The following is a 19944-nucleotide window of genomic DNA, read 5'->3' on the forward strand; positions in this document are numbered from 1 at the left end:
GTAGTCGCACCCCCGCCCTTTTTCACATCCAGGCCAGCGCCTGCCCACCGTCCACCGGTATCGCCGCACCTACAATGTAGCGGCCTGCATCGGACGCCAGCAACAAAGACACGCCGTCCAGGTCGTCCTGCCTGCCGAAGCGCCGCAGTGGTGTGCGCTTGAGCAAACCCTCTTGGAAATCGCTCAAGGCATCGTGCATGTCACTCTCGATCGTGCCGGGGCAAATCGCGTTGACACGAATCCCCTTCGCCGCCAGTTCGAGCGCCATCACCTTAGTCAAGTGGATCAACGCCGCCTTCGACGCTGCATAGCTCGCGAGCCAGCCGCCAGCGCGCATGCCGGCCACCGAGGCGATGTTGACGATTGCTCCCGCGCGCTGCGGCAGCATGCGACGTGCTGCCTCTTGTGCGACCAGCATGGCGCCCTTTAAGTTGGTATCGAAGATGCGCGCTATTTCCTCTTCCTTTTGCTCGACGAAGGGGCTGACGTGGATGACACCCGAGTTGTTGTAGAGGATATCGATGGGGGCTCCGCACTGCTGCTCCGCACGATCAAAGGCCGCCGCGATCGTCTCTGTCCGGGTGACATCGAGATAAATCCCATGGGCGGCGTGGCCTTGCTCACGCAAGGCGGCGACTGCCGCCTCGATGCGATCCATGCGCCGCGCAGCCAAAACCACCGTGGCGCCGGCACGCGCAAAAACGCCAGCGACATGCTGGCCGATCCCGCTCGAGGCTCCGGTGATGAGAGCCGTTTTGCCGTGCAGGCTAAACAGGTTTTCCATCATATTTTTCCATGATTGAAGGGGCGCCGGCTACCGCGGCGAGCGCCTCGGGATGATTCAGGGCTGCCGGCCGATCCACTGCGGAGCGCGCTTTTCCACGAAGGCGCGGATGCCTTCCTTGGCGTCGGCATGCGCCATGTTGCGTGCCACCACTTCACCGCAGTACTCATAGGCATCCGCCAGCGGCATCGGCAACTGCCGATAAAACGCCTGCTTGCCGAGCGCCAGCGTATATGTGGACTTGCTGCCAATCTCGTTTGCCAGTGCCGCAACCGCTGCATCCAGCTCGGCTGCTGGCACCACCTGGTTAACCAGGCCAGCGCGCAAGGCAAACTCGGCATCATGCAGACGGCCGGTGGCGAGCATTTGCATGGCGTGCTTGGGCAGGAGGCCACGCCCGAGCGCCACCATCGGTGTCAGGCACCACAGGCCGATGTTTACGCCCGGCGTGCCAAATCGGGCGTCGCTGGCGGCGATCGCCAAGTCGGCACTGGCTACCAGTTGGCAGCCCGCGGCCGTGGCGACGCCTTCCACGCGCGCGATTACGATTTGCGGCTGCTCGCGCATCGCTTGCATCATGGCCGAGCAGCGCACAGAAACGGCCTTGAAGAATTCAGGGTCCGTTTCATCGTTGAACTCGGTCAGGTCGTGCCCGGCGCAAAAAATTCTTTGCCCGACACCGCTCAGAACGATCACGCCGATGCCGGTTTCTGAGCGCAGCTCGAGCAGGCGCCGGTGCAGTGCATCGATCATCGCCACCGACAGGCTGTTGCCGCGCTGCGGCCGGTTCAGGGCTAGAAAGCTCACCGCGCCACGGTCCGAGCGGGTAACCAGTTCCTCCTGCGAATCAGTCATGCTTTCCTCCTCCATGGTTTCCCAGCTCAGCCGAGCCAGCGCTTGCGACGACGGTAATGCTTCATGTCACGATAACTCTTGCGTTCGCCATCCATGGTGAGGCCGAGGTAGAACTCGCGCACATCCTCGTTCGCCTTTAGGTAGGCGGCGGCGCCTTCAAGCACGATGCGGCCGTTTTCCATAACGTAGCCGTAATCCGCCAAGTCGAGCGCAACGCGCGTGTTCTGTTCCACGATCAATAGCGTGAGGCCGCTCGCCTTCAATTGCGCCAGCAAGGCATACACTTCTTCGATCATCAGCGGCGCCAGGCCTAGCGAAGGCTCGTCAATCATCATCAGCTTGGGGTCAGCCATCATGGCGCGGCCAATCACCAGCAACTGCTGTTCGCCGCCCGACAGATAGCCCGCGGTACGCCCGCGCAAAGCTGCGAGGCGGCCGATGCGCTGGTACACCTGGTCCAGGCGCCGGCGCGCCTCGGCGCCGCCCACCATGTGACCGCCGACGATAAGGTTCTGCTCGACCGTCATGTGTCGCAGCACCTGCCGACCTTCGGCCACATGCACGATGCCGTGCCGGACGATGTGCGCCGGCTCCTGATTGGTCAGCGGCGCACCATCGAAGGAAATGCCGCCACCTGAAACCCGGCCGTCCTCGCAACTGATCAGGTTCGAAATGGCCTTCAGGGTCGTGCTTTTACCAGCCCCGTTGGCGCCTAGCAAGGTTACGCATTTCCCTTTCGGAACCTTAGCCGAAATTCCTTTCACGGCGAGGATGACGTCGCTGTACAGCGCTTCCACGTTATTCAATTCAAGCAAGTGTCTCTCCCAAGCAGTTCACGCGCCCCGCAAGGGGCGGGGCGCGTCACGCAGGTCTTACCATTTGTTCAGGACAGGAACGGCCACGTTTTGGTCCACGATCGTGTACTTGCCGCCTTGCACCGTGCCGATGTTCACCGTCAGGCCGCGCGTTGGAAACGGCGCGTCTTCGGAATAGGTCAACGTCGGCAGTACGCCGAAGCTTTGCTCGGCTGTGATCGGGGTCGTCACCAGCGTCTTGCGCACGACTTCGCCGGTCAGCTTGGTCGGACCCACCGCCTTTGCCGCGTTTTCGATCGTGCGCACCGCCACGATCGCCTGGTTCAGGCCCATCAGGCAGGGAACGTTGTAGCCGGCGGTGACCTTGTACTTGTCGCGCAGCTTTTCATAAAAGCCGCGCGCCGTGGTCTTGTCCTCGGTCGGGATCGCCATGCCGTAGGCTTCGTAATTGCCTTCCATTTGCGCGAGACCGCCGATGGCCTTGCCGGACGCCAGCAGGCTGTTATGGGCACTCATCATGATGGGGATGTTGGTCTTGCCCAGGCTTTGCAGTGCGCGCCGGGTCGCTACCACCGCCGCCGTGTTGGTCTGGATCTGGATGACTTCCACGCCTTTGCGCACCAGGCGTGCCACCTGGGGTGTCAAGTCCGTCGGCTGCACTTCGGTGTAGATGGTTTCAACCACTTCCAACAGCTTCGGGTTTTCCTTGGCGTACTTCTCCATGCCCTTATGGATATCCACGTAGGCGGGCGAAGCTTCCGAGGAGATGATGCCCAGCTTCAGGGCACCGTCGCCGCCGCGTTTCTTGCGGAACCACTCCATGAAGGCTGTCGCTTCGTGCGGATAGGTGGGACGCGCATTAAAAACCCAGGGATTTGGCTTCCAGCCGTAGCCGTAGCCGGCGGTGGCCATGATCATCGGCACCTTGTCATTAGGCAGGCGCTCCTGCAACGCCGCGGCCTCCGGTCCGCCGATGCCGAACACCAGGATCGGATTCAATTCCGATTTGGCCCCTGGCCACAGGCTCGCCACCTGCGCCACGTCGTAGCGGGTGTCGTAATCCTTAATCTTCAGCGCCACGCCCAGTTCCTTCCCGACCTCGGAGTTCCACCAGTCGACGACCCCGCGGCGACAGCCAGTGACGTCCTTCATGATGTCGGCGTAGGGGCCGGTGAAATCGGCCAGCCCGGCGAGGTTGTAGGTGGTCTGGGCCTGCGCTCCGGCGGCGGCAAACAACATGCTTAACCCTCCAGCCGCGGCGAACATCCAAGCACGCGACTGGACCGGACGTTTGTTAAATTTTTTATTGAAAGCACCCATTTTTCATCTCCTTGATAGTTATTGAACAAACGCACCGACAAGGGAGACGGCGTATCTTGCCGCTCCCATTTTCTTCAATAGGGAAATGGCCACAAGCGGTAGGAGCGCTTGATGGTTTGCCATCTGTGCATCAGGCCGCGCGGCTCGAAAATCAAGAAGCCGGCGATCATCGCCCCCAGGAAGATGTTCATGGCGGCGAATACGATGTCACCACCCAGGAACGGCACAAGCTCCACGATGGTGGAACCGGCCGAACTGATGATTTCCTGCGACAGCTTGATCACCAGCACACCAATCAGGGCGCCGGTGATTGAGCCGACGCCGCCGACGATGATCATGGCGATTAGCCAGATTGAGTGAAACAGCGTGAATTGATCGACCGCGACGAAGCGCACGTAATACGCCCATAAGCCACCGCCAATGCCGGCATAAAAGGCGCCCAGCAGAAATGCCACGGCCTTGGTTCGCACCACGTTGATGCCCATCATCCCGGAAGCGACATCGTCGTCGCGTACCGCCAGAAAGGCGCGTCCGTGCCGGCTTCGCGCCACGCTGTAGGCCCCGAACAGCATAAGCGCCGCCACCGCTAAGCAGAGGTAGTAGATCGAGCGGTCCGAATCGAAACGGAACCCCAGAATCTCCGCCGGCTGTACTGTGATGCCGGCCGAACCACCGAGCCAGGAAGCGGGCAGGTTGAGCACCAGGAAATGGAACAGAATCTGAGCCGCGATCGTTGTCAGGGCCAGGTAGAAGCCCTTGATGCGGACCGCCGACATGCCGAAGATAAAGCCGAATACGGCCGCCGCCACGCCGCCCACCGGCAACGCTGCCCAGATCGGCCATCCGGCCTTGCTGGCCAGGATTGCTGTGGTGTAGGCGCCGACGCCCATGAACGCGGCTTGCCCGAGGTTGATCTGTCCCGCCAGGCCGGTGTTAATCTGGAGGCCGAGCACCACCACCACGGTGATGAGCATGGTGGTCACGATGGCGACGATGCGCGGCTCGAACAGCAGCGGCATGGCCATCATGAACAGCGCGAACAAAACCAGGGTCCAGCGCTGCTTGGAAGTGCGGATCAGCGCCTGATCCCCGGCAAAGCTGGTTGCGAATACGCCTGCTGGATCCATGATTTATACCCTCTCGATAGTCTTCCAGCCGAACATGCCGGTTGGCCTGATCAGCAGCACTAAAAGCATGATGACGAACGGCAGCACGGAACCGACCGCACCGCCCACCAAGGGATCGAGGTAGGCCATGGCCAGCCCTTGGACGATGCCGACCAGCAACCCCGCCAGCAACAGACCGCCGATCGATTCGAGGCCGGCCAAGAGTGCGACCGGCAAAGCGGCCATGCCGATTTCCGAGGTCAGCAGGTTGAGCGATTTCCCGCTCAAGTAAACGATCGCACCCAAGGTCGAGAGCACTGAACCCAGGGCCCAGGCGAATGCCACCGAGCGCCGCACCGAGATTCCCATCGACATCGCGACCTGGTGGTCTTCCGCCACTGCGGTCATGCGCAGGCCGGCCCGTGTCTTGTTGAAGAACCAGGACAGGCTGAAACCGATGACGATGGTCAGAAGTCCCCCATAGAACAATGAGCGCGGAATCAGCAGGTCGCCGACCATGATTGGCGCCAGGGGAAACACGATGGGGAACGGCCGCACCTGGGGACCAAAGGCAACCAGGATGACGCCGCGGATCAGGATCAGCAGGCCAATGGTTACCATCACCATCGAGAAGACCGATTCCCCGACTAAGCGCGAGAAAAACAGACGCTCGATCAGAAGGCCGAATGCGGCGGCGGCCGCAAATGCCAAGGGCAGGCCGGTCCACATCGGCAGGCCGAGCTCCATGACCATCCACCAGACCAGGAAGCCACCGAACACGACCAGCTCGCCCTGGGCAAAATTGAACACTTTGGAAGCGCGGTAAATCACCACGAAACCCATGGCGATCAGCGCATACAGCAAGCCGATCAGTGCGCCGTTGATCAGGTAATTCAGAAACTCAATCATGCTACCCTCCGCTGAACGACAGCTTTCCCGTGCCGCTGCGCGGGTGTCTCGCTGTCGTGAATGGCTACCTGGGCGGCCAGGCTGCCTTGGCGCCCGTCCTGATAAGTGACGGGGATCTTGATATCGACCGCATCGGCCCCGGCGTACAAACCGTCAATCACGGCGGCGTAACGCTGCTCCAGGAATTCGCGCCGCAGTTTGCGCGTACGCGTCAACTCCCCCTCGTCCGGGTCTAGCTCCTTGGGGAAATTGGCGAAACGGCGAACCCGCGCATGGGCCGGCAGGAAGGAATTGACACGCTGTATCTCGGTGCGCAGCAAGTCCGCCACTTCGGGCTTTTGTGACAAGTCAGTGAAGGTGGAAAAGCTGAGATTCTTTTCCTCGGCCCAGCGCGACACCACGTTCATGTCGATATTGATCAGTGCCACCACGAACTCGCGCGTGGCGTCGCCGACCGTCATGATGTCCTTGATGAACGGACTGAAGCGTAGCCGCGTTTCGACGAATTGCGGTGGAAAGCTTTCCCCCGACGCCAAGCGCCGTAGATCGCTCATGCGCTCCAAGAACACCAATTCGTCGCGTCCGCTGCGCGTGACCGCGTCGCCGGTGCAGATCCAGCCGTCGACGATCTCTTCGGCGGAGGCGTCGGGACGCCGGTAGTACCCGCGGAAGTGCGTGCCACCTCGGACCTGCAACTCGCCTTCCTTCGTCAGTTGCCATTCCAGCGGCGCATCGGCATCGGGATGAGCGCGCAGCCAGTGCCCAACCGTTTCCAGGTCGTAGCAGTCGCCCTGATGCATGGTCAGCAGGCCGGTTTCTGTTGATCCGTAGATGTTACGCAAAGGCACGCCGATCGCATGGAACATGCGAAACACGTCCGGCGCCATGGTCGAACCACCGCAGCCGGCAATCCGGAGGCGGGTCAGACCCAGTTGATCGCGCAACGGCCGCAGCACTAGCGCCTCGGCCAGCGGGAATGCCAGCCGCGCTCGCGTGCTGATCGGCCGCCCCTCCAGGCGTGCGACATTGACTTCGTGGCCCACGCTTAGGCCCCACTCGTAGACGCGGCGGCTGATCTTGCCGGCATCAAGCATGCGCGCCTGCATGGTCGATGCCAGGCTTTCCCACTGGCGCGGCGCGAACACCATCGCTTCCACTGCCAGTTCGCGGATATTGCTCAGCACCTGTTCCGGCCCCTCCGGAAAATTCACCACGAAGGGCAGGCCTACGCCGAGCGTGATGCCGATGATCTGCTCGGTCGCCCAGGCTGGAGCGATATAAGTGAGATATTCCATGCCCGGCTTGGCGCCGGTGGCGTCGATGACGCGCTGCGCATTGTCGATCAGGTACTTGTGGCTCAGGATCACGCCCTTGGGCTTGCCGGTTGTCCCTGAAGTGTACGAAAGCACCGCGATGTCGTCGGGCTTGCCCTCTTGCAAAAAGGCACGGTACAGCTCAGGCTGTTCGCGATGCAGGCGCCGGCCCTCCTCCTGCAATCCGGCCACCGTGCGCAGCACATCCTCGCGATAGGACCACATGCCGGTATCGTCCCAATAGGCGATCCCTCGCAGGAGCGGTAGACGGTCCCTGATAGCCAAGCCCTTGTCGACCTGCTCCTGGTCCTGGGCGAATAGGTACACCGTTTCGCTGTCTTCCAGAACGTAGGCAACCTCCTCCGCTGTCAGGTCGGGGTAAAGTGAGACGACCTTGCAACCCAGTGCCTGAGCCGCGAATTCAGCCCAGAAGTGCTCGGGTTCGTTTTCACCGATGATGGCAATCGTTTCACCGCGCTGCATACCGAGTCGATGCAGGCCGAGTGCCAGCTCGCGCACGTTTTCCTGGACCTTGGCGAAGCTGAACTCACGCCAGATACCGCGATATTTGTGACGCTGCGACAGGCGCTCCGGCGTCCGGTCCGCATGCTGCTGGAGCAGTTGCGGAAGCGTTGACATGGGTAACATCATTTTCCTCCGTCGCCAAGATAGGCCTTCAAGACCGCCGGATCGACCTGGATCTCGGCGGGCGTACCATCCGCGATCTTGCGGCCGAAATCGAGCACCGCGATGCGATCGGCCAGATCCATGACGACACCCATGTCGTGTTCGACCAGCACGACTGGAATGCGCTTTGCCTCCCGCACATCGAGGATGAAGCGGGCGAGGTCCTCCTTCTCTTCCGAGTTCATGCCCGCCATCGGCTCGTCCATCAGCAAGATCTTCGGTTCCTGCGCCAGGGCGCGACCAAGATCGACCCGCTTGCGCAAGCCGTAACCCAGGCTTCCAACCGGCTGGTGCCGGATCGACTGAATTTCCAGCAGCTCGATGATTTCTTCGACGATTTCGCGATGCGCGAACTCTTCGCGCTGGGTGCGGTTGAAATAGAAAAACGCTTCGGGCAATGTGGCGCGCATGTGGATGTGGCGGCCCACCATGATGTTGTCCACCACGCTCATGCCGGAAAAAATGTGTGTACCCTGGAACGTCCGGGCCAGCCCTGATCGCGCGATCTCGTGGACTGGCTTGCCTTTGATGTCCTGCTGGTTGAGCAGTATCCGCCCCTGCTGCGGGCGATAGAATCCGCTCAGGCAATTCATCAGGGAAGTCTTGCCGGCACCATTTGGGCCGATGATGGCGAACAGCTCGTCGGCGCGGACTTCGACCGACACATTGTCGAGCGCAACGATGCCACCGAATGCCATGCGGATTCCCTCCGCGGCCAGCACCACGGGCGCACCTTGCGTCGCGGCCCGGGGCGCGCTCATGCCGCCCCCGCTGCGTTGATACCTTGTCTCATCTCGTCTCCTGTCGTTTTATTCGCAGCGCCGGCGCGTAGCCCACGTGCCGCAGTTCCTTCTCTGCCGGCGCTCCTCCCAGCGCCTCCGGCGTGGCGACCCCGCTAACGGGTGCCGACGCGACCGCCGCCGTCGATGCTGATGGTAGTGGCGTTGATATAAGAGTTTTCCACGACATGGCGCACCAGGCCGGCGAACTCCTCCGGCTGCCCCATGCGCGCCGGATACAGCACCATGTTATTGATGAGCTTGTCCGCCACCTTAGGCGGCATGCCCGCCGCCATGCCGGTATCGAATAGGCCTGGCGCGATCGCCACCATGCGGATGCCATGCTCGGCCAGGTCGCGTGCGATAGGCAGGGTCATGCCAATGACGCCGGCCTTGCTGGCGCTGTATGCAGCCTGCCCCATTTGGCCCTGCCAGGCGGCGCCGGACGCGGTGTTGACGATGACCCCGCGGTCGCCGCTCTCATCCGGTTCGTTGCGCGACATGGCAAGCGCCGCATGGCGGATCATGTTGAAGGTGCCGCTCAGGTTCACAGCGATAACGCGTTCCCACAATTCGGTCGGGAACATCTGGCCTTTCGACAATGTCTTGCAAGGGCCGAGGATGCCGGCGCAATTGACCACGATATGGATGGCGCCGTGCAGCTCCAGAACGGTGTCGATACCAGTCTTTATATCGGCCTCGTTGGCGACATCGACCGCCAGTCCTCTGATATCCGGAGCCAGCGCGGCCTGCACAGTCTTGGCATCCAGGTCGAAGCCCACCACCCTGGCGCCCGCTGCGGCCAAGGCCTTGCAGGTGGCCAATCCTAGGCCAGAAGCGGCTCCCGTGACGACGGCGACTTTGTTGTTGACGTTCATGTACTAATTTCCTTTTTGTCTGAAGTAAATGTCTATGAAACGGCCTCTCGGGTCGGGCGCGCCTTTCCTATTGAAGTGGCGCTCGATCAGTTACACTGAGCGCCACTGGCCCTGCCAGTACTTTTCCCGTATGTCGCGCTTGAGCACTTTGCCGACAGCGCTGCGTGGCAGTTCGTCCCAGAATTCAATGCTTTTCGGTGTTTTGACGCTGCCGAGCTCGCGCTTGCAGAGAGAAATGAGTTCATCGCCGCTAGCCTGATGGCCAGGTTTCAGCTGGATTACCGCCTTCACCGCCTCACCCCATTTCTCGTCGGGCACGCCGACAACGGCGCAGTCCAAAACAGCAGGATGAGTGTTGATCACCGCTTCGATCTCGCTCGGAAAGACGTTGAACCCTCCACTGACGATCATGTCTTTCTTGCGGTCGACAATGGTGATTAGCCCGCGCGCATCCTTGATGCCGACGTCAGTGGTGTGATGCCAGCCGAATCCAGACACTTCTGCCGTTTCCTCCGGCTTCTTGTAATAGCCCTTCATCACCATCGAAGATCGCACCACAATCTCGCCCTTTTCGCCGGGAGCGAGCAGCTTGCCGTCGTCGTCCATGATTTCGACGCGGGCATAGGGAACGGCGCGCCCGGCTGAGCGTAGCGCCTCCTCATCGAAGCTGCCGTCTGCACGGATGTAGTCCTCCGGCTGCTTGGCCACTACCGGAAACAGACATTCACTCTGGCCGTACACCTCATAAATCACTGGCCCGAACACCCGCACCGCTTCCTTCAGCTTTTCCGGCGCAATCGGGGCGGCGCCGACTGCCAGGCAACGTAGCGGGCTTAGGTCCGTCATCGCGACTTGCGGCGTCGCGAGCAGGGCGTACACGACGGTAGGCGGCATGAATAGATGGGTGATGCGCTCGCGCTCGATCGTGGCCAGAACCGCTTGCGCGTCGAAGCCGGGCAGCACCACCGTGCAAGCGCCGCGGGCGGCGCCGGCCAAGGTGATCATGGCGGCGGCATGCGTCAGAGGCGCGACGGCCAGAATACGAGAGCCCGAGTCAATCTTCAGCATATCGAAGATGGAAATCAGGGTCATTTCCAGCGAGCGGTGGGAATGTAGCGCACCCTTTGACGGGCCAGTCGTGCCACCGGTCGGCTGTAGTACCGTCGCTCGCTGGGGGTCTTCCGGCATAGCGACGTACGGCTCGCGATGTGCGGCAATCCAGGTGTCCAGGAACTCCCCGTGCTCGGACGGCCGATCGATGCAGATGAAGCGCTGCACTTGCGACAGGTCAGCCTTCCAGGACGGCACAAGATGCTCGAAGCTGCTATGGAAAAAAATCAGGTCGCAGTCGGCGTATCCCAGCATCGCCAGATTGGTGGCGGGTGAATTTCGCGTATGCAATGCGACCCATACCATGTCCGCCCGGTTGACCGCAGTCTGTAGCAAACTTATGCGGTAATCGTTGGGCGCATAGATCGCGATATGAGCACCGTCGCGTAGCCCCGGCTCACGGGTCAGAGCGTGCGCCGTGGCGTGCACCATTGCCTGTGCCTCTTTGTAGACTAGGCGTGTTCGCCCATCCACGAAGGCTTCATGGCGCGGAAAGTTCGCCGCGGCCGCGTCGAAATAATCTGCTAAACGCAATTTTCGTCTCCTCGTCCAAGCTGCGTCGCCGGTCTGCGCCAACTTGCAGCTTGCGATTGATGTTTTAGCGACCCAGGATGGTGACGCAGGCGACCGCCTCTTCGATGCCCTGAAGCCCACCACCGTTTTCAGCCAGCGCCAGTCGCGCGCCGGCCACCTGCCGGACGCCGGCCTCGTTGCGTAACTGGGTCACCAACTCATGCACCTGGGCGATACCGGTGGCGCCTACAGGGTGTCCCTTGGACTCCAGGCCGCCGGAGGGATTGACCGGAATCCGACCGCCAATGCTGGTTTCACCGCGCTCCGAAAATGGGCCGCCTTCACCGAACTCGCAGAAACCGAGATTCTCGATCTGAATGATTTCTCCCATCGCGGTGGCGTCATGAACTTCGGCCACCGAGATGTCGCGCGGCCCCACGCCGGCCAGCTCGTATGCGCGGCGCGCAGCCAGGGCGGTGCAGTGATTGCGGTATTCGGCATCCTCACGGTCTGACCCGGTATGGACGATCGAGGCCAGTACACGGATCGCGCGCGACGGGTCGATATTCCAGCGCTTGAGGCCCGCTGCGGTGCAAACGACGGCGGCGGCAGATCCGTCGGAAATCGGCGAGCACATCGGCAAGGTCAGCGGATAGGTAATTGGAGGGGCCGCCAGAACCTCGTCGGTCGTATATGAATTGCGATATTGCGAGAGAGGGTTGTGAACGGAGTGAGCGTGATTCTTAGCTGACACCGCGGCAAGCTGTCTTTGCGTTGTGCCAAAGCGCTTCATGTGCGCGCGGGAGAACGCAGCATACACATCCATGAAAACGCTGTACGGCTTGGACGAGACGCTCCCCTCTGGGACCGCGACACCCGCACCAAGTTGCAGCAAGCGCTCGCGGATCTGCTCGGCCTCGTGCACGTCCCAGGCGCTGTCAAACACCGAGAACATGCGGTCGCGGTCCGCTGAGTACATCTTTTCAGTGCCGACTGCCAGCGCCACATCGGCGGCTCCGGCGCGCAGGTGGTTAACCGCAAGAGTGAAAGCGCTGCTTCCGCTGGCGCAAGCATTCTCTACGTTGACAACCGGGATGCCACCCAACCCCATCGCGCGCAGTGCCACCTGACCGCGAATCATGTGTTGGCCTTCCATGTGGCCCTGCGACGCATTGGCGAAAAAAGCCGCTTCCAGCGCCTCCTTGCCAAGTCCCGCATCGGCCAACGCCGCTTCGACCGCCTGTCGGGTCAGGGCCTTCATGCTGACATCCAGGTGGCGTCCAAACGGCGTCATGCCAACGCCCACCACATAAATCTGTTCCATGTGTCACTCCTCCATCATCCAGATTGTTTTCTTTGTCTGCACAACGGCCTTGCAGACACCATACACATTTTTTACCGCAGAGTAAATAACATACCTAACGGGTAATTAGTATTAACTTATGAGTTATCTTTTGTGATTGGCCAGCACGGCATCCGTGTCCGCGCCCAAGGGAGAAACGTCGGTCAGCGGCCCCGGGTGGAAGCCTCCGAATACCAACGGCTGTGCCACGTGCCAAGAAGAACCGCCGTCGTTACGCGCCACTTGCCTGAACATGCCGCGATGCCGGAAATGCTCGTCGGCGACCACTTCCTCCAGGGAATTGACCGCTCCCCACGGAATGCCGGCCCGGTCTAGCTCGGCGCCCCATTCTTCTCGCGATCGGTGCTTCAAAGCGGCTGTGATTCGCGCTCGCAATACGGTCTGCTCGGCGACGCGCTCTGGATGCCGCAACGCGGCCACGTCGTCCATACCCAACAGCGGGCACAGCGGTTGCCAGAACCAGTCCTCATGCGCGATTGACAGCGTCAGTAACTTTCCATCCGCGCATTCGAACGTGCCGTAACCTGGCTCATCGTTGACGAAACCCTCATTCATGCCGTTCATGCGCGGCGCCAGCATGGCGGTCATCAATGAAACCAAGCAGTCAGTCATGGAAACGTCAATATATGCACCCTGGCCGGTGCGCTCGCGGCGCAGCAGGGCCGACAGCATGCCGGTCAATGCGAATATTGCGGATGACAGGTCGCCGATTGCAAGGTCCGGCGGTGCTTCGATTCGGCCGGTTTTCGCCTGGCGAGACAGGAGGCCGGCCAGCGCCTGATATGACAAGTCGTGTGCCGGCCGATCGCGGTAAGGGCCGGTTTGCCCGAATCCCGAGATCGACAGATAGACAATGCGTGGATTGATTGTGGCTGTGGCGGCGTAATCGAATCCGAGGCGAGCCATAGTCCCGGGCCGATATCCCTCCATCAGGACGTCGGCGTCACGTATCAGACTACGCAGACTTTCCTTGCCCTGTTCCGTCTTCAGATCCAGCACCACCGACTTCTTGTTCCGGTTCAGTGACGCGTGAAAGCCAGGATATTGGCGCGCCGGGTCTCCGGAGCTTCGTTCAACGATGATTACCTCGGCGCCGAGATCGGCAGCCACCAGAGTGGCGAACGGCCCGGGATACTGTTCGGCCAGGGTAAGAATACGTATGCCTTCAAGCGGGAGAATCATTGCTTTCCTCTCATGCGAAACAAAAAAGCCACCGATCCGAACTTGTGAACTCCACAGCACGGTAGAGAATTCGAGTTTTGATTCTACCGACTGGTAAGATAAATTACCACATAATTATTTGACTTTCCAATTGGAAGAAAATAGTTCAAGATAAGACACTCAATCCAAACCAGAGGAGACAGCCCATGAATGAGGAAGAGATCATTTCCGAGGTGCGCGACGGCGCCATGTGGATTACCCTAAACCGTCCTGAAGCAATGAACTCATTGACGCCACGGGTGCTGGCCGGAATTTCCCGAGCCTTGGATCAGGCGCAGAACACTGACGGCGTACGTGCCGTGGTACTGACCGGCAATGGACGCGCTTTTTGCGCCGGCGCCGATTTGAAGTACGTGCAAAGCCAGGTCGGCGACACCGACAATGGAACACGGCACTTCCTGAGCGAGGTACTGGCCCTCATGAACCGCGTGGAGAGCTTTCCGATGCCGGTCATTGCCGCAATCAACGGCTTGGCGCTAGCCGGCGGCCTCGAGCTGGTACTGTGCTGTGATTTGGTCATCGCGGCCCGCTCGGCCAAGCTGGGCGACGCGCACGCCAACTACGGCTTGCTTCCGGGCGGCGGCGGATCGGTACGACTGCCGCGAAAGATAGGACCGAGTCGTGCGAAGTATCTGCTCTATACGGGAGAATTCCTGCCGGCCGAGGAATTGCTGGCCGCCGGCCTGGTAAACAAGGTGGTGGAAGATGCGGAGCTGCTTTCCGCTACCGGCGAGCTGGTCGCCACGTTAGCCCGGAAGAGCCCTCTTGGCTTGCGCCGAATGAAGGCACTGGTTGATGATGGACTGGCCCAGCCGATCGAATCGGCCTTGCGGCTAGAACTGCTGGCTTCCGAGGTGCATGCCCATAGCGCGGACATGAAGGAAGGCCTGGCCGCATTCAACGAGAAAAGAGCGCCGGTGTTCACCGGTCGCTAGGAACGCCTGTTTGTGAGGAGAGAGACCATGACACCCCTCGACCGCTTCGCCCGCCTGCGTGCCACGCAGGAAACCGCTTGGCAGATGGCACCGGCCATACGGGCAATCTATGAAAGAGCCGGGATGACGCCAGCCGACCTGCGCACCGCCCAGGATCTGACACGTCTGCCGGTCACCAGCAAGGACGAACTGCTAGCGCTTCAGCAATCACATCCGCCGTTCGGCGGGTTCCTCGCCGCTCGGGAAGAGGATATCGCGCACATCTTTGTCTCGCCCGGCCCCCTGAACGAACCGCACCTGCGCTCCGACCGGGATGGACATGGTTTTGCACGGGTGTTTCAGGCTGCCGGTGTAGGGCCGGGCGACCGCGTTCTGAACACCTGGTCCTATCACCTCGTTCCCGCCGGCCTTCTGCTTGACCGGGGCATTGTCGCCTGCGGCGCCACCGTCATTCCTGCCGGGACTGGCGGCGCCGAATTGCAGGCGAAGATTGTGCTCGACTTGGGTGTCACCTGCATCTGCGCTTCCACCGCTTTTTTCATGACCTTGGTCGAGACACTGGAGGGCCTCGGTCACGAGCTGCCGCGAGCTTGGAAAGTGCGCTCTGCTCTACTGGGCGGCGAGATGGGAGATTGGATGGGCAAGCGCCGCCGCCTCGAGGAGCGCTATGGCATGCGAACCTTCTCCACCTACGCCACCGGCGATTTTGGATTGATTGGCTACGAACAGAAGGGCCAAGAAGGTTATGCAATCCACGAAGACCGTCTGGTGCAGATTTGCGACCCAGTCACCGGCTTGCCAGTCGCTGCGGGCACGCCGGGCCAAATCGTCGTTACCACGCTTTCGCCCGGTTGGCCACTGATTCGCTTCGGCACCGGCGACGTCGCTTGCGCCCTCGAAACCGGTGATGACGGATGTGTTAGCAGGATCGGCCAAATACAGGGCCGGGTCGGGCAGGCGGTCAAGGCCAGGGAAATTTTCATTTATCCTCGGCAACTGGAGGAGTTGGCCATCCGCATTCCTGGAGTGCGCGCCGCTCAGGCGGTGATCACCTGCCCCGGCAACCGCGAGGAAGTCACACTACGCCTGGCGGTCGAACCCTCGGCACGACAGGATTCGTTGGCGCAGACGGTGGCCCAGGAATTCCAGACCCTGTCCCGGCTCAAGCCCGATCACTTCGAATGGCTAGCGGCCGATGCCCTGGCGGCGGAAACCGTACTAGTGGTAGATCGCAAGAGCGGTACTTAGCGAATCGCTGTTAGGCGGCGGTCATCTGATACCAGGCGCAGCCGTCGTCTCCGATTCGCACCGAAGCTTCACCTCGGGCTACGAGATAGTTGAGATGGGCCAAACTTTCTCCCGTCGCCATGCTCATCAAATGGTGGTCCGAGGTGATAGCCCGGGCGAACAGTGCCCCGTATACGTCGATCACACGCCGCGGTTCGCACAGAGCTTTCCGCAGCCGCTCGAGCGCGCGCTGCTGGCTCTGCAAAAGAGAGTCGATCCGATGATGCAAGCCATGAAACGGCTCATTATGTGAAGGAAGCACCAGTACGTCGTCCGGGACTTCGCGCCTCAGTTTTTCAAGCGAATCCAGCCAGTCTGAGAGTGGGTTAGCTTCCGGCTCGGTGGGAAATACCGAGACGTTGGATGATATGCGGGGCAATATCTGGTCGCCCGAGATCAGCTGCTTTAGCTCAGGGCAGTACAGGCAAACATGCTCTGGCGAATGCCCCGTGCCCACCACGACGCGCCAGAGCCGTCCGCCGATATAAAGCTCTTCGCCATCCCGCAGGCGCCGATAACTGTCGGGCAAAGCATAGATCATCTTGCCGAAGGCGCCGAACCGCGTACGGTAGTTTTCGATGTCTTCGTCATTCCAGCCGGCCCGACGATAGAATTGCACGGCGTCCTCCGGCGCTTCACGACCGGTATCGGCGCCTAGCACGCGACAGCTCAGGTACTCCAGGCGACTGATCCATAGCTTGCAGCCAAACTTCCGGGTCAGCCAGCCCGCCATGCCGATATGGTCGGGATGCATATGGGTGACGAAGACGCGCGTCACAGGATCCCCGAGCACACCGGAAAACAACCGGCGCCAAGCCGCCGCCGTATCGGGCGACCAGATGCCGGTATCCACCAGCGACCAGCCGGCCCCATCACGGATTGCCCACATGTTGATATGGTCGAGTTGGAACGGCAGGGGCATGCGTATCCACTGCACCCCCTGCGCGATTTCCCTGGCGGTTCCCGCCTCTGGAACCTCTCCGCACGGATATGTCAGGCCAAGCTTGGCAGCTGTGCTACCTTCGTCTTCAGTGTTCATGGCGGACTCCTCACGATACGCCGGCCTTATTACATCCGCCCGGCGTTATTCCTAGGCCAGACTACGCGCAATGATGAGCTTCTGAATATGGCTCGTGCCTTCATAGATCTTGCAGACACGGACGTCCCGGCAATAGCGTTCGACCGGGAAATCTTTGAGGTAGCCGTACCCACCATGGAGTTGTAGCGCGGTAGAGCACACCTTCTCCGCCATCTCGCTAGCGAACAGCTTCGCCATCGACGCTTCCTTCGCGCATGGAACGTTCGCATCGACCAAGCGTGCGGCATGCAACACATACTGATGGGCAATCTCTACATGCATCGCCATGTCTGCCAAGTCGAAGCTGACCGCCTGCAAGTTGATGATCGGGGCGCCATACGCTTCCCGGTCCTTGGCGTACCGCAAGGCCGCCTCCAGCGCGGCACGAGCGACCCCAACGGCCTGCGCCGCAATGGCGACACGGCCGTGCGACAGTAATGCCATCGTTTGCTGATAGCCTGCGCCTTCGGCACCAATGAGATTTCCGGCTGGGACGCGACAATCCTTCAATTCGATCTGCGCGAGATGTGCGGTGTGTTGACCATATTTACTTTCGACACGTGCGACCTCGTATCCGGGCTGCTTCGGGTCGACTAGGAACAAGCTTTTTCCGCGCTTGCCGGCGGTTGGATCGGTGACCGCAAGCACGATCGCCAAGCCTGCCTCGCTGCCGTTCGAAATGAATTGCTTGCTGCCGTTCAGGACGTATTCAGTGCCATCTCGTCGCGCGGAGGTGCGAAATGCCGCGGTGTCGGATCCGGCGTGAGGCTCGGTAAGCAAGAAGGCGCCAATGTGCTCACCGCTGGCAAGCTTTGGCAAGTATTTACGCTTCTGTTCTTCGCTAGCCGACCACATCAGCGTCAGACCCAGACTGTTGTGGACATGAACGATAGTCGCAAATCCAGCATCCGCCGCCGCGAACTCTTCAATGGCCAGACAGTATTCGACAAAGCTTGCGCCCGACCCGCCATACTCGTCTGGCACCAACATACCCATAAAGCCGAGTTCACCCACAGATTTCAGCTCGTCATGTGGCCAAGCTTGCGACTGATCGCGCGCGGCCGCGGTCGTTGCGACGACTTCGTTGGCCACCTTTCTGGCGGAATCGCGGATCATGACTTCCTGTTCGCTCAGGAAGACTGCGGAAGTATCGGACATCATATCTCCTTGAATGGAGCCTTGCGGCGCCTTGTTGTAGTGATCAATGCGTGCCATATGCTGCCGGGCTTTCCGGAGCACTTTTCTCACCAATTTTCGACTTATTGGAAGATCGTTTTACCTATTGAACATGAATTTTACTCTTCGGTCAATTATGTTCCCGCCTCTTACCCTCCCCCGCTGTCAGAATAGTTGGAACCTCAGTTGCTGTTAGAGTCCCAAACCATTGGGGGCAAAGAGAAGGTTCCGATGAAGTATTCCGCAGAACGCCGGGAAGCCATCCTGAAGAAGTTACTGGCCCCGCACAACCGCACGGTCTCCGACCTGGCACGCGAAGAAGGCATTTCCGAGGCCACGATCTATAACTGGCGCAAACAGGCCCGCGGCCAGGGCCGTTTGTTGCCAGACCAGGCGTCGGACAGCGAGGGCTGGAGCTCGCAGGACAAGTTCAACGCCGTGCTGGAAAGCGCTGCGCTGTCCGAAGTGGAGCTGGCCGAGTACTGCCGGCGCCGGGGACTGTATGCCGAGCAGTTGCGCCGCTGGCGAACGAGTTGCGAGCAGGCCAACGCGCAGAGCCAGAGCGCCGCCCGGCAGGAGGCCGACGCGCTCAAGGCTGAACGTCGCCGCACGCGCGATTTGGAGCGCGAGCTGCGCCGCAAGAACGCCGCGCTGGCTGAGACGGCAGCATTGCTGACCTTGCGAAAAAAAGCCCGGGCGATCTGGGGGGACGAGGAAGAATGACCAATGCCCAGGATCGCCGTCAAGCTGTAGCGTTGGTCGATGAGGCTCGCCAGGCCGGTGCACGCTTGCAGAGCGCATGCATCGAACTCGGTATCGGCTTGAACACTTATCGTCGCTGGGCGACGGGCGATGAGGACAGACGCCCGCACGCCATACATGCCACGCCATCGCATGCACTGACAGACGCCGAGCGCCAGGCCGTGCTGCAGGCCTGCCACCGTCCCGAGTTCGCCAGCCTGCCGCCGGCGCAGATCGTGGTACGGCTGCTCGATGAAGAGGGCCGGTACCTGGCGTCGGAGTCGACCTTCTATCGCGTGCTGCGCCAAGCCGATGAGCAGCACCGCCGTGGCCGGGCGCGCGCGCCACGTCACGCTGGAGCACCACGGCGCCACTGTGCCGACGCACCCAACCAGCTCTGGAGCTGGGACGTCACGTACCTGCATACGCGTATCCGCGGCCGGTTCTATTACCTGTATCTGATCCTGGACATCTACAGCCGGAAAATCGTCGGGGCCGAGGTGTTTGAATCGGAGAACATGGCCAACAGTGCCACCATCATCCAGCGCGCCGTGCTGCGCGAGCAGTGTCAGCACCGACCCCTGGTATTGCATGCCGATAATGGTAGCGCCATGAAAGGCTCGACCTTGCAGGTCACGCTCGAGAAGCTGGGCATTACCGCCTCGCACAGCCGACCCCAGGTATCCAACGACAACGCGTATTCCGAGGCCCTGTTCCGCACCTGCAAGTACCGGCCCGGTTACCCGATCGACGGCTTTGCAAGCGTGCAGGCCCGCACGCCTGTGGGTGCATCAGTTCATCCACTGGTACAACCATGAGCATCGCCACAGCGCCATTCGCTACTTGGCTCCGGCGCAGCGTCATGCGGGCCTGGATGCCCCCATTCTGCAAGCCCGACAGCGCCTGTACCAACAAGCCAGGCAACGCCACCCAGCACGATGGTCGGGAAAACTACGCAACTGGCAGCCCATCGGCAGCGTCTGGCTCAACCCCGAGCCGGATCAACATGAGCAAGACACCGATCCAGTATTAGAGGCCGCATGAATCAGGTTCCAACTGCCTTGACAGACGCCG

Annotated in this window: 16 protein-coding genes and 1 pseudogene; 3 read left to right on the top strand and 14 right to left on the bottom strand. The window is 61.0% G+C overall.

Features of this window, described 5'->3' with window-relative positions; all coding sequences use genetic code 11:
• Nucleotides 1–22 precede the first annotated feature (22 nt).
• The 12 genes from F7R19_RS13455 to F7R19_RS13510 form a co-directional block, all read right to left on the bottom strand.
• Nucleotides 23–787: an SDR family NAD(P)-dependent oxidoreductase gene (locus F7R19_RS13455; RefSeq protein ID WP_012248128.1), complete on the bottom strand. Its 765-nt coding sequence runs from the start codon at nt 785–787 to the stop codon at nt 23–25.
• A 54-nt stretch (nt 788–841) separates the two neighbouring features.
• Nucleotides 842–1639, bottom strand: coding sequence for an enoyl-CoA hydratase (locus tag F7R19_RS13460; protein WP_041862737.1), 798 nt, complete (start codon nt 1637–1639; stop codon nt 842–844).
• 26 nt (nt 1640–1665) lie between these two features.
• Nucleotides 1666–2454 (bottom strand): ABC transporter ATP-binding protein, encoded by a 789-nt coding sequence (locus F7R19_RS13465; RefSeq protein WP_041862736.1) that lies wholly within the window; start codon nt 2452–2454, stop codon nt 1666–1668.
• Between the two features lie 57 nt (nt 2455–2511).
• Nucleotides 2512–3693, bottom strand: a complete 1182-nt coding sequence (locus F7R19_RS13470; RefSeq protein ID WP_223505854.1) for an ABC transporter substrate-binding protein — start codon at nt 3691–3693, stop codon at nt 2512–2514.
• 155 nt (nt 3694–3848) lie between these two features.
• On the bottom strand, nt 3849–4901 hold the full coding sequence (locus F7R19_RS13475; RefSeq protein WP_012248124.1) for a branched-chain amino acid ABC transporter permease: 1053 nt from the start codon (nt 4899–4901) through the stop codon (nt 3849–3851).
• Nucleotides 4902–4904: 3 nt separating this feature from the next.
• On the bottom strand, nt 4905–5789 hold the full coding sequence (locus F7R19_RS13480) for a branched-chain amino acid ABC transporter permease (RefSeq protein WP_012248123.1): 885 nt from the start codon (nt 5787–5789) through the stop codon (nt 4905–4907).
• Nucleotides 5786–7741: an AMP-dependent synthetase/ligase gene (locus F7R19_RS13485; RefSeq protein ID WP_209159056.1), complete on the bottom strand. Its 1956-nt coding sequence runs from the start codon at nt 7739–7741 to the stop codon at nt 5786–5788. The genes F7R19_RS13480 and F7R19_RS13485 overlap by 4 nt, the downstream gene beginning before the upstream one ends.
• 8 nt (nt 7742–7749) lie before the next feature.
• Nucleotides 7750–8550: an ABC transporter ATP-binding protein gene (locus F7R19_RS13490; protein WP_012248120.1), complete on the bottom strand. Its 801-nt coding sequence runs from the start codon at nt 8548–8550 to the stop codon at nt 7750–7752.
• Nucleotides 8551–8684: 134 nt separating this feature from the next.
• On the bottom strand, nt 8685–9446 hold the full coding sequence (locus tag F7R19_RS13495; RefSeq protein ID WP_012248119.1) for an SDR family NAD(P)-dependent oxidoreductase: 762 nt from the start codon (nt 9444–9446) through the stop codon (nt 8685–8687).
• A gap of 90 nt (nt 9447–9536) precedes the next feature.
• Complete coding sequence (locus F7R19_RS13500) at nt 9537–11090, bottom strand: class I adenylate-forming enzyme family protein (protein ID WP_012248118.1); 1554 nt, start codon at nt 11088–11090, stop codon at nt 9537–9539.
• 64 nt (nt 11091–11154) lie between these two features.
• On the bottom strand, nt 11155–12393 hold the full coding sequence (locus F7R19_RS13505) for a thiolase family protein (RefSeq protein WP_012248117.1): 1239 nt from the start codon (nt 12391–12393) through the stop codon (nt 11155–11157).
• A gap of 123 nt (nt 12394–12516) precedes the next feature.
• The gene (locus F7R19_RS13510; RefSeq protein ID WP_012248116.1) at nt 12517–13614 is read right to left on the bottom strand and encodes a CaiB/BaiF CoA transferase family protein; all 1098 of its coding nucleotides are present in this window, start codon (nt 13612–13614) and stop codon (nt 12517–12519) included.
• 185 nt (nt 13615–13799) lie between these two features.
• On the opposite strand from F7R19_RS13510, the gene F7R19_RS13515 reads away from it, so the two are divergent.
• Entirely contained in the window at nt 13800–14588 is a 789-nt protein-coding gene (locus F7R19_RS13515; protein ID WP_012248115.1) for an enoyl-CoA hydratase/isomerase family protein, read from the top strand.
• A 27-nt stretch (nt 14589–14615) separates the two neighbouring features.
• Nucleotides 14616–15836, top strand: coding sequence for a phenylacetate--CoA ligase family protein (locus tag F7R19_RS13520; RefSeq protein ID WP_012248114.1), 1221 nt, complete (start codon nt 14616–14618; stop codon nt 15834–15836).
• A 10-nt stretch (nt 15837–15846) separates the two neighbouring features.
• Here the strand turns inward: F7R19_RS13520 and F7R19_RS13525 are convergent, their stop codons facing one another.
• Entirely contained in the window at nt 15847–16914 is a 1068-nt protein-coding gene (locus F7R19_RS13525) for an MBL fold metallo-hydrolase (protein WP_012248113.1), read from the bottom strand.
• Between the two features lie 51 nt (nt 16915–16965).
• Complete coding sequence (locus F7R19_RS13530; RefSeq protein ID WP_041863569.1) at nt 16966–18111, bottom strand: acyl-CoA dehydrogenase family protein; 1146 nt, start codon at nt 18109–18111, stop codon at nt 16966–16968.
• Nucleotides 18112–18360: 249 nt separating this feature from the next.
• Between F7R19_RS13530 and F7R19_RS13535 the strand changes: the two are divergent.
• A pseudogene (locus F7R19_RS13535) lies at nt 18361–19914 on the top strand (IS3 family transposase).
• The last annotated feature ends 30 nt before the right edge of the window (nt 19915–19944 follow it).

This window comes from Cupriavidus pauculus, assembly GCF_008801835.1.
GTDB classification, from domain to species: domain Bacteria; phylum Pseudomonadota; class Gammaproteobacteria; order Burkholderiales; family Burkholderiaceae; genus Cupriavidus; species Cupriavidus pauculus.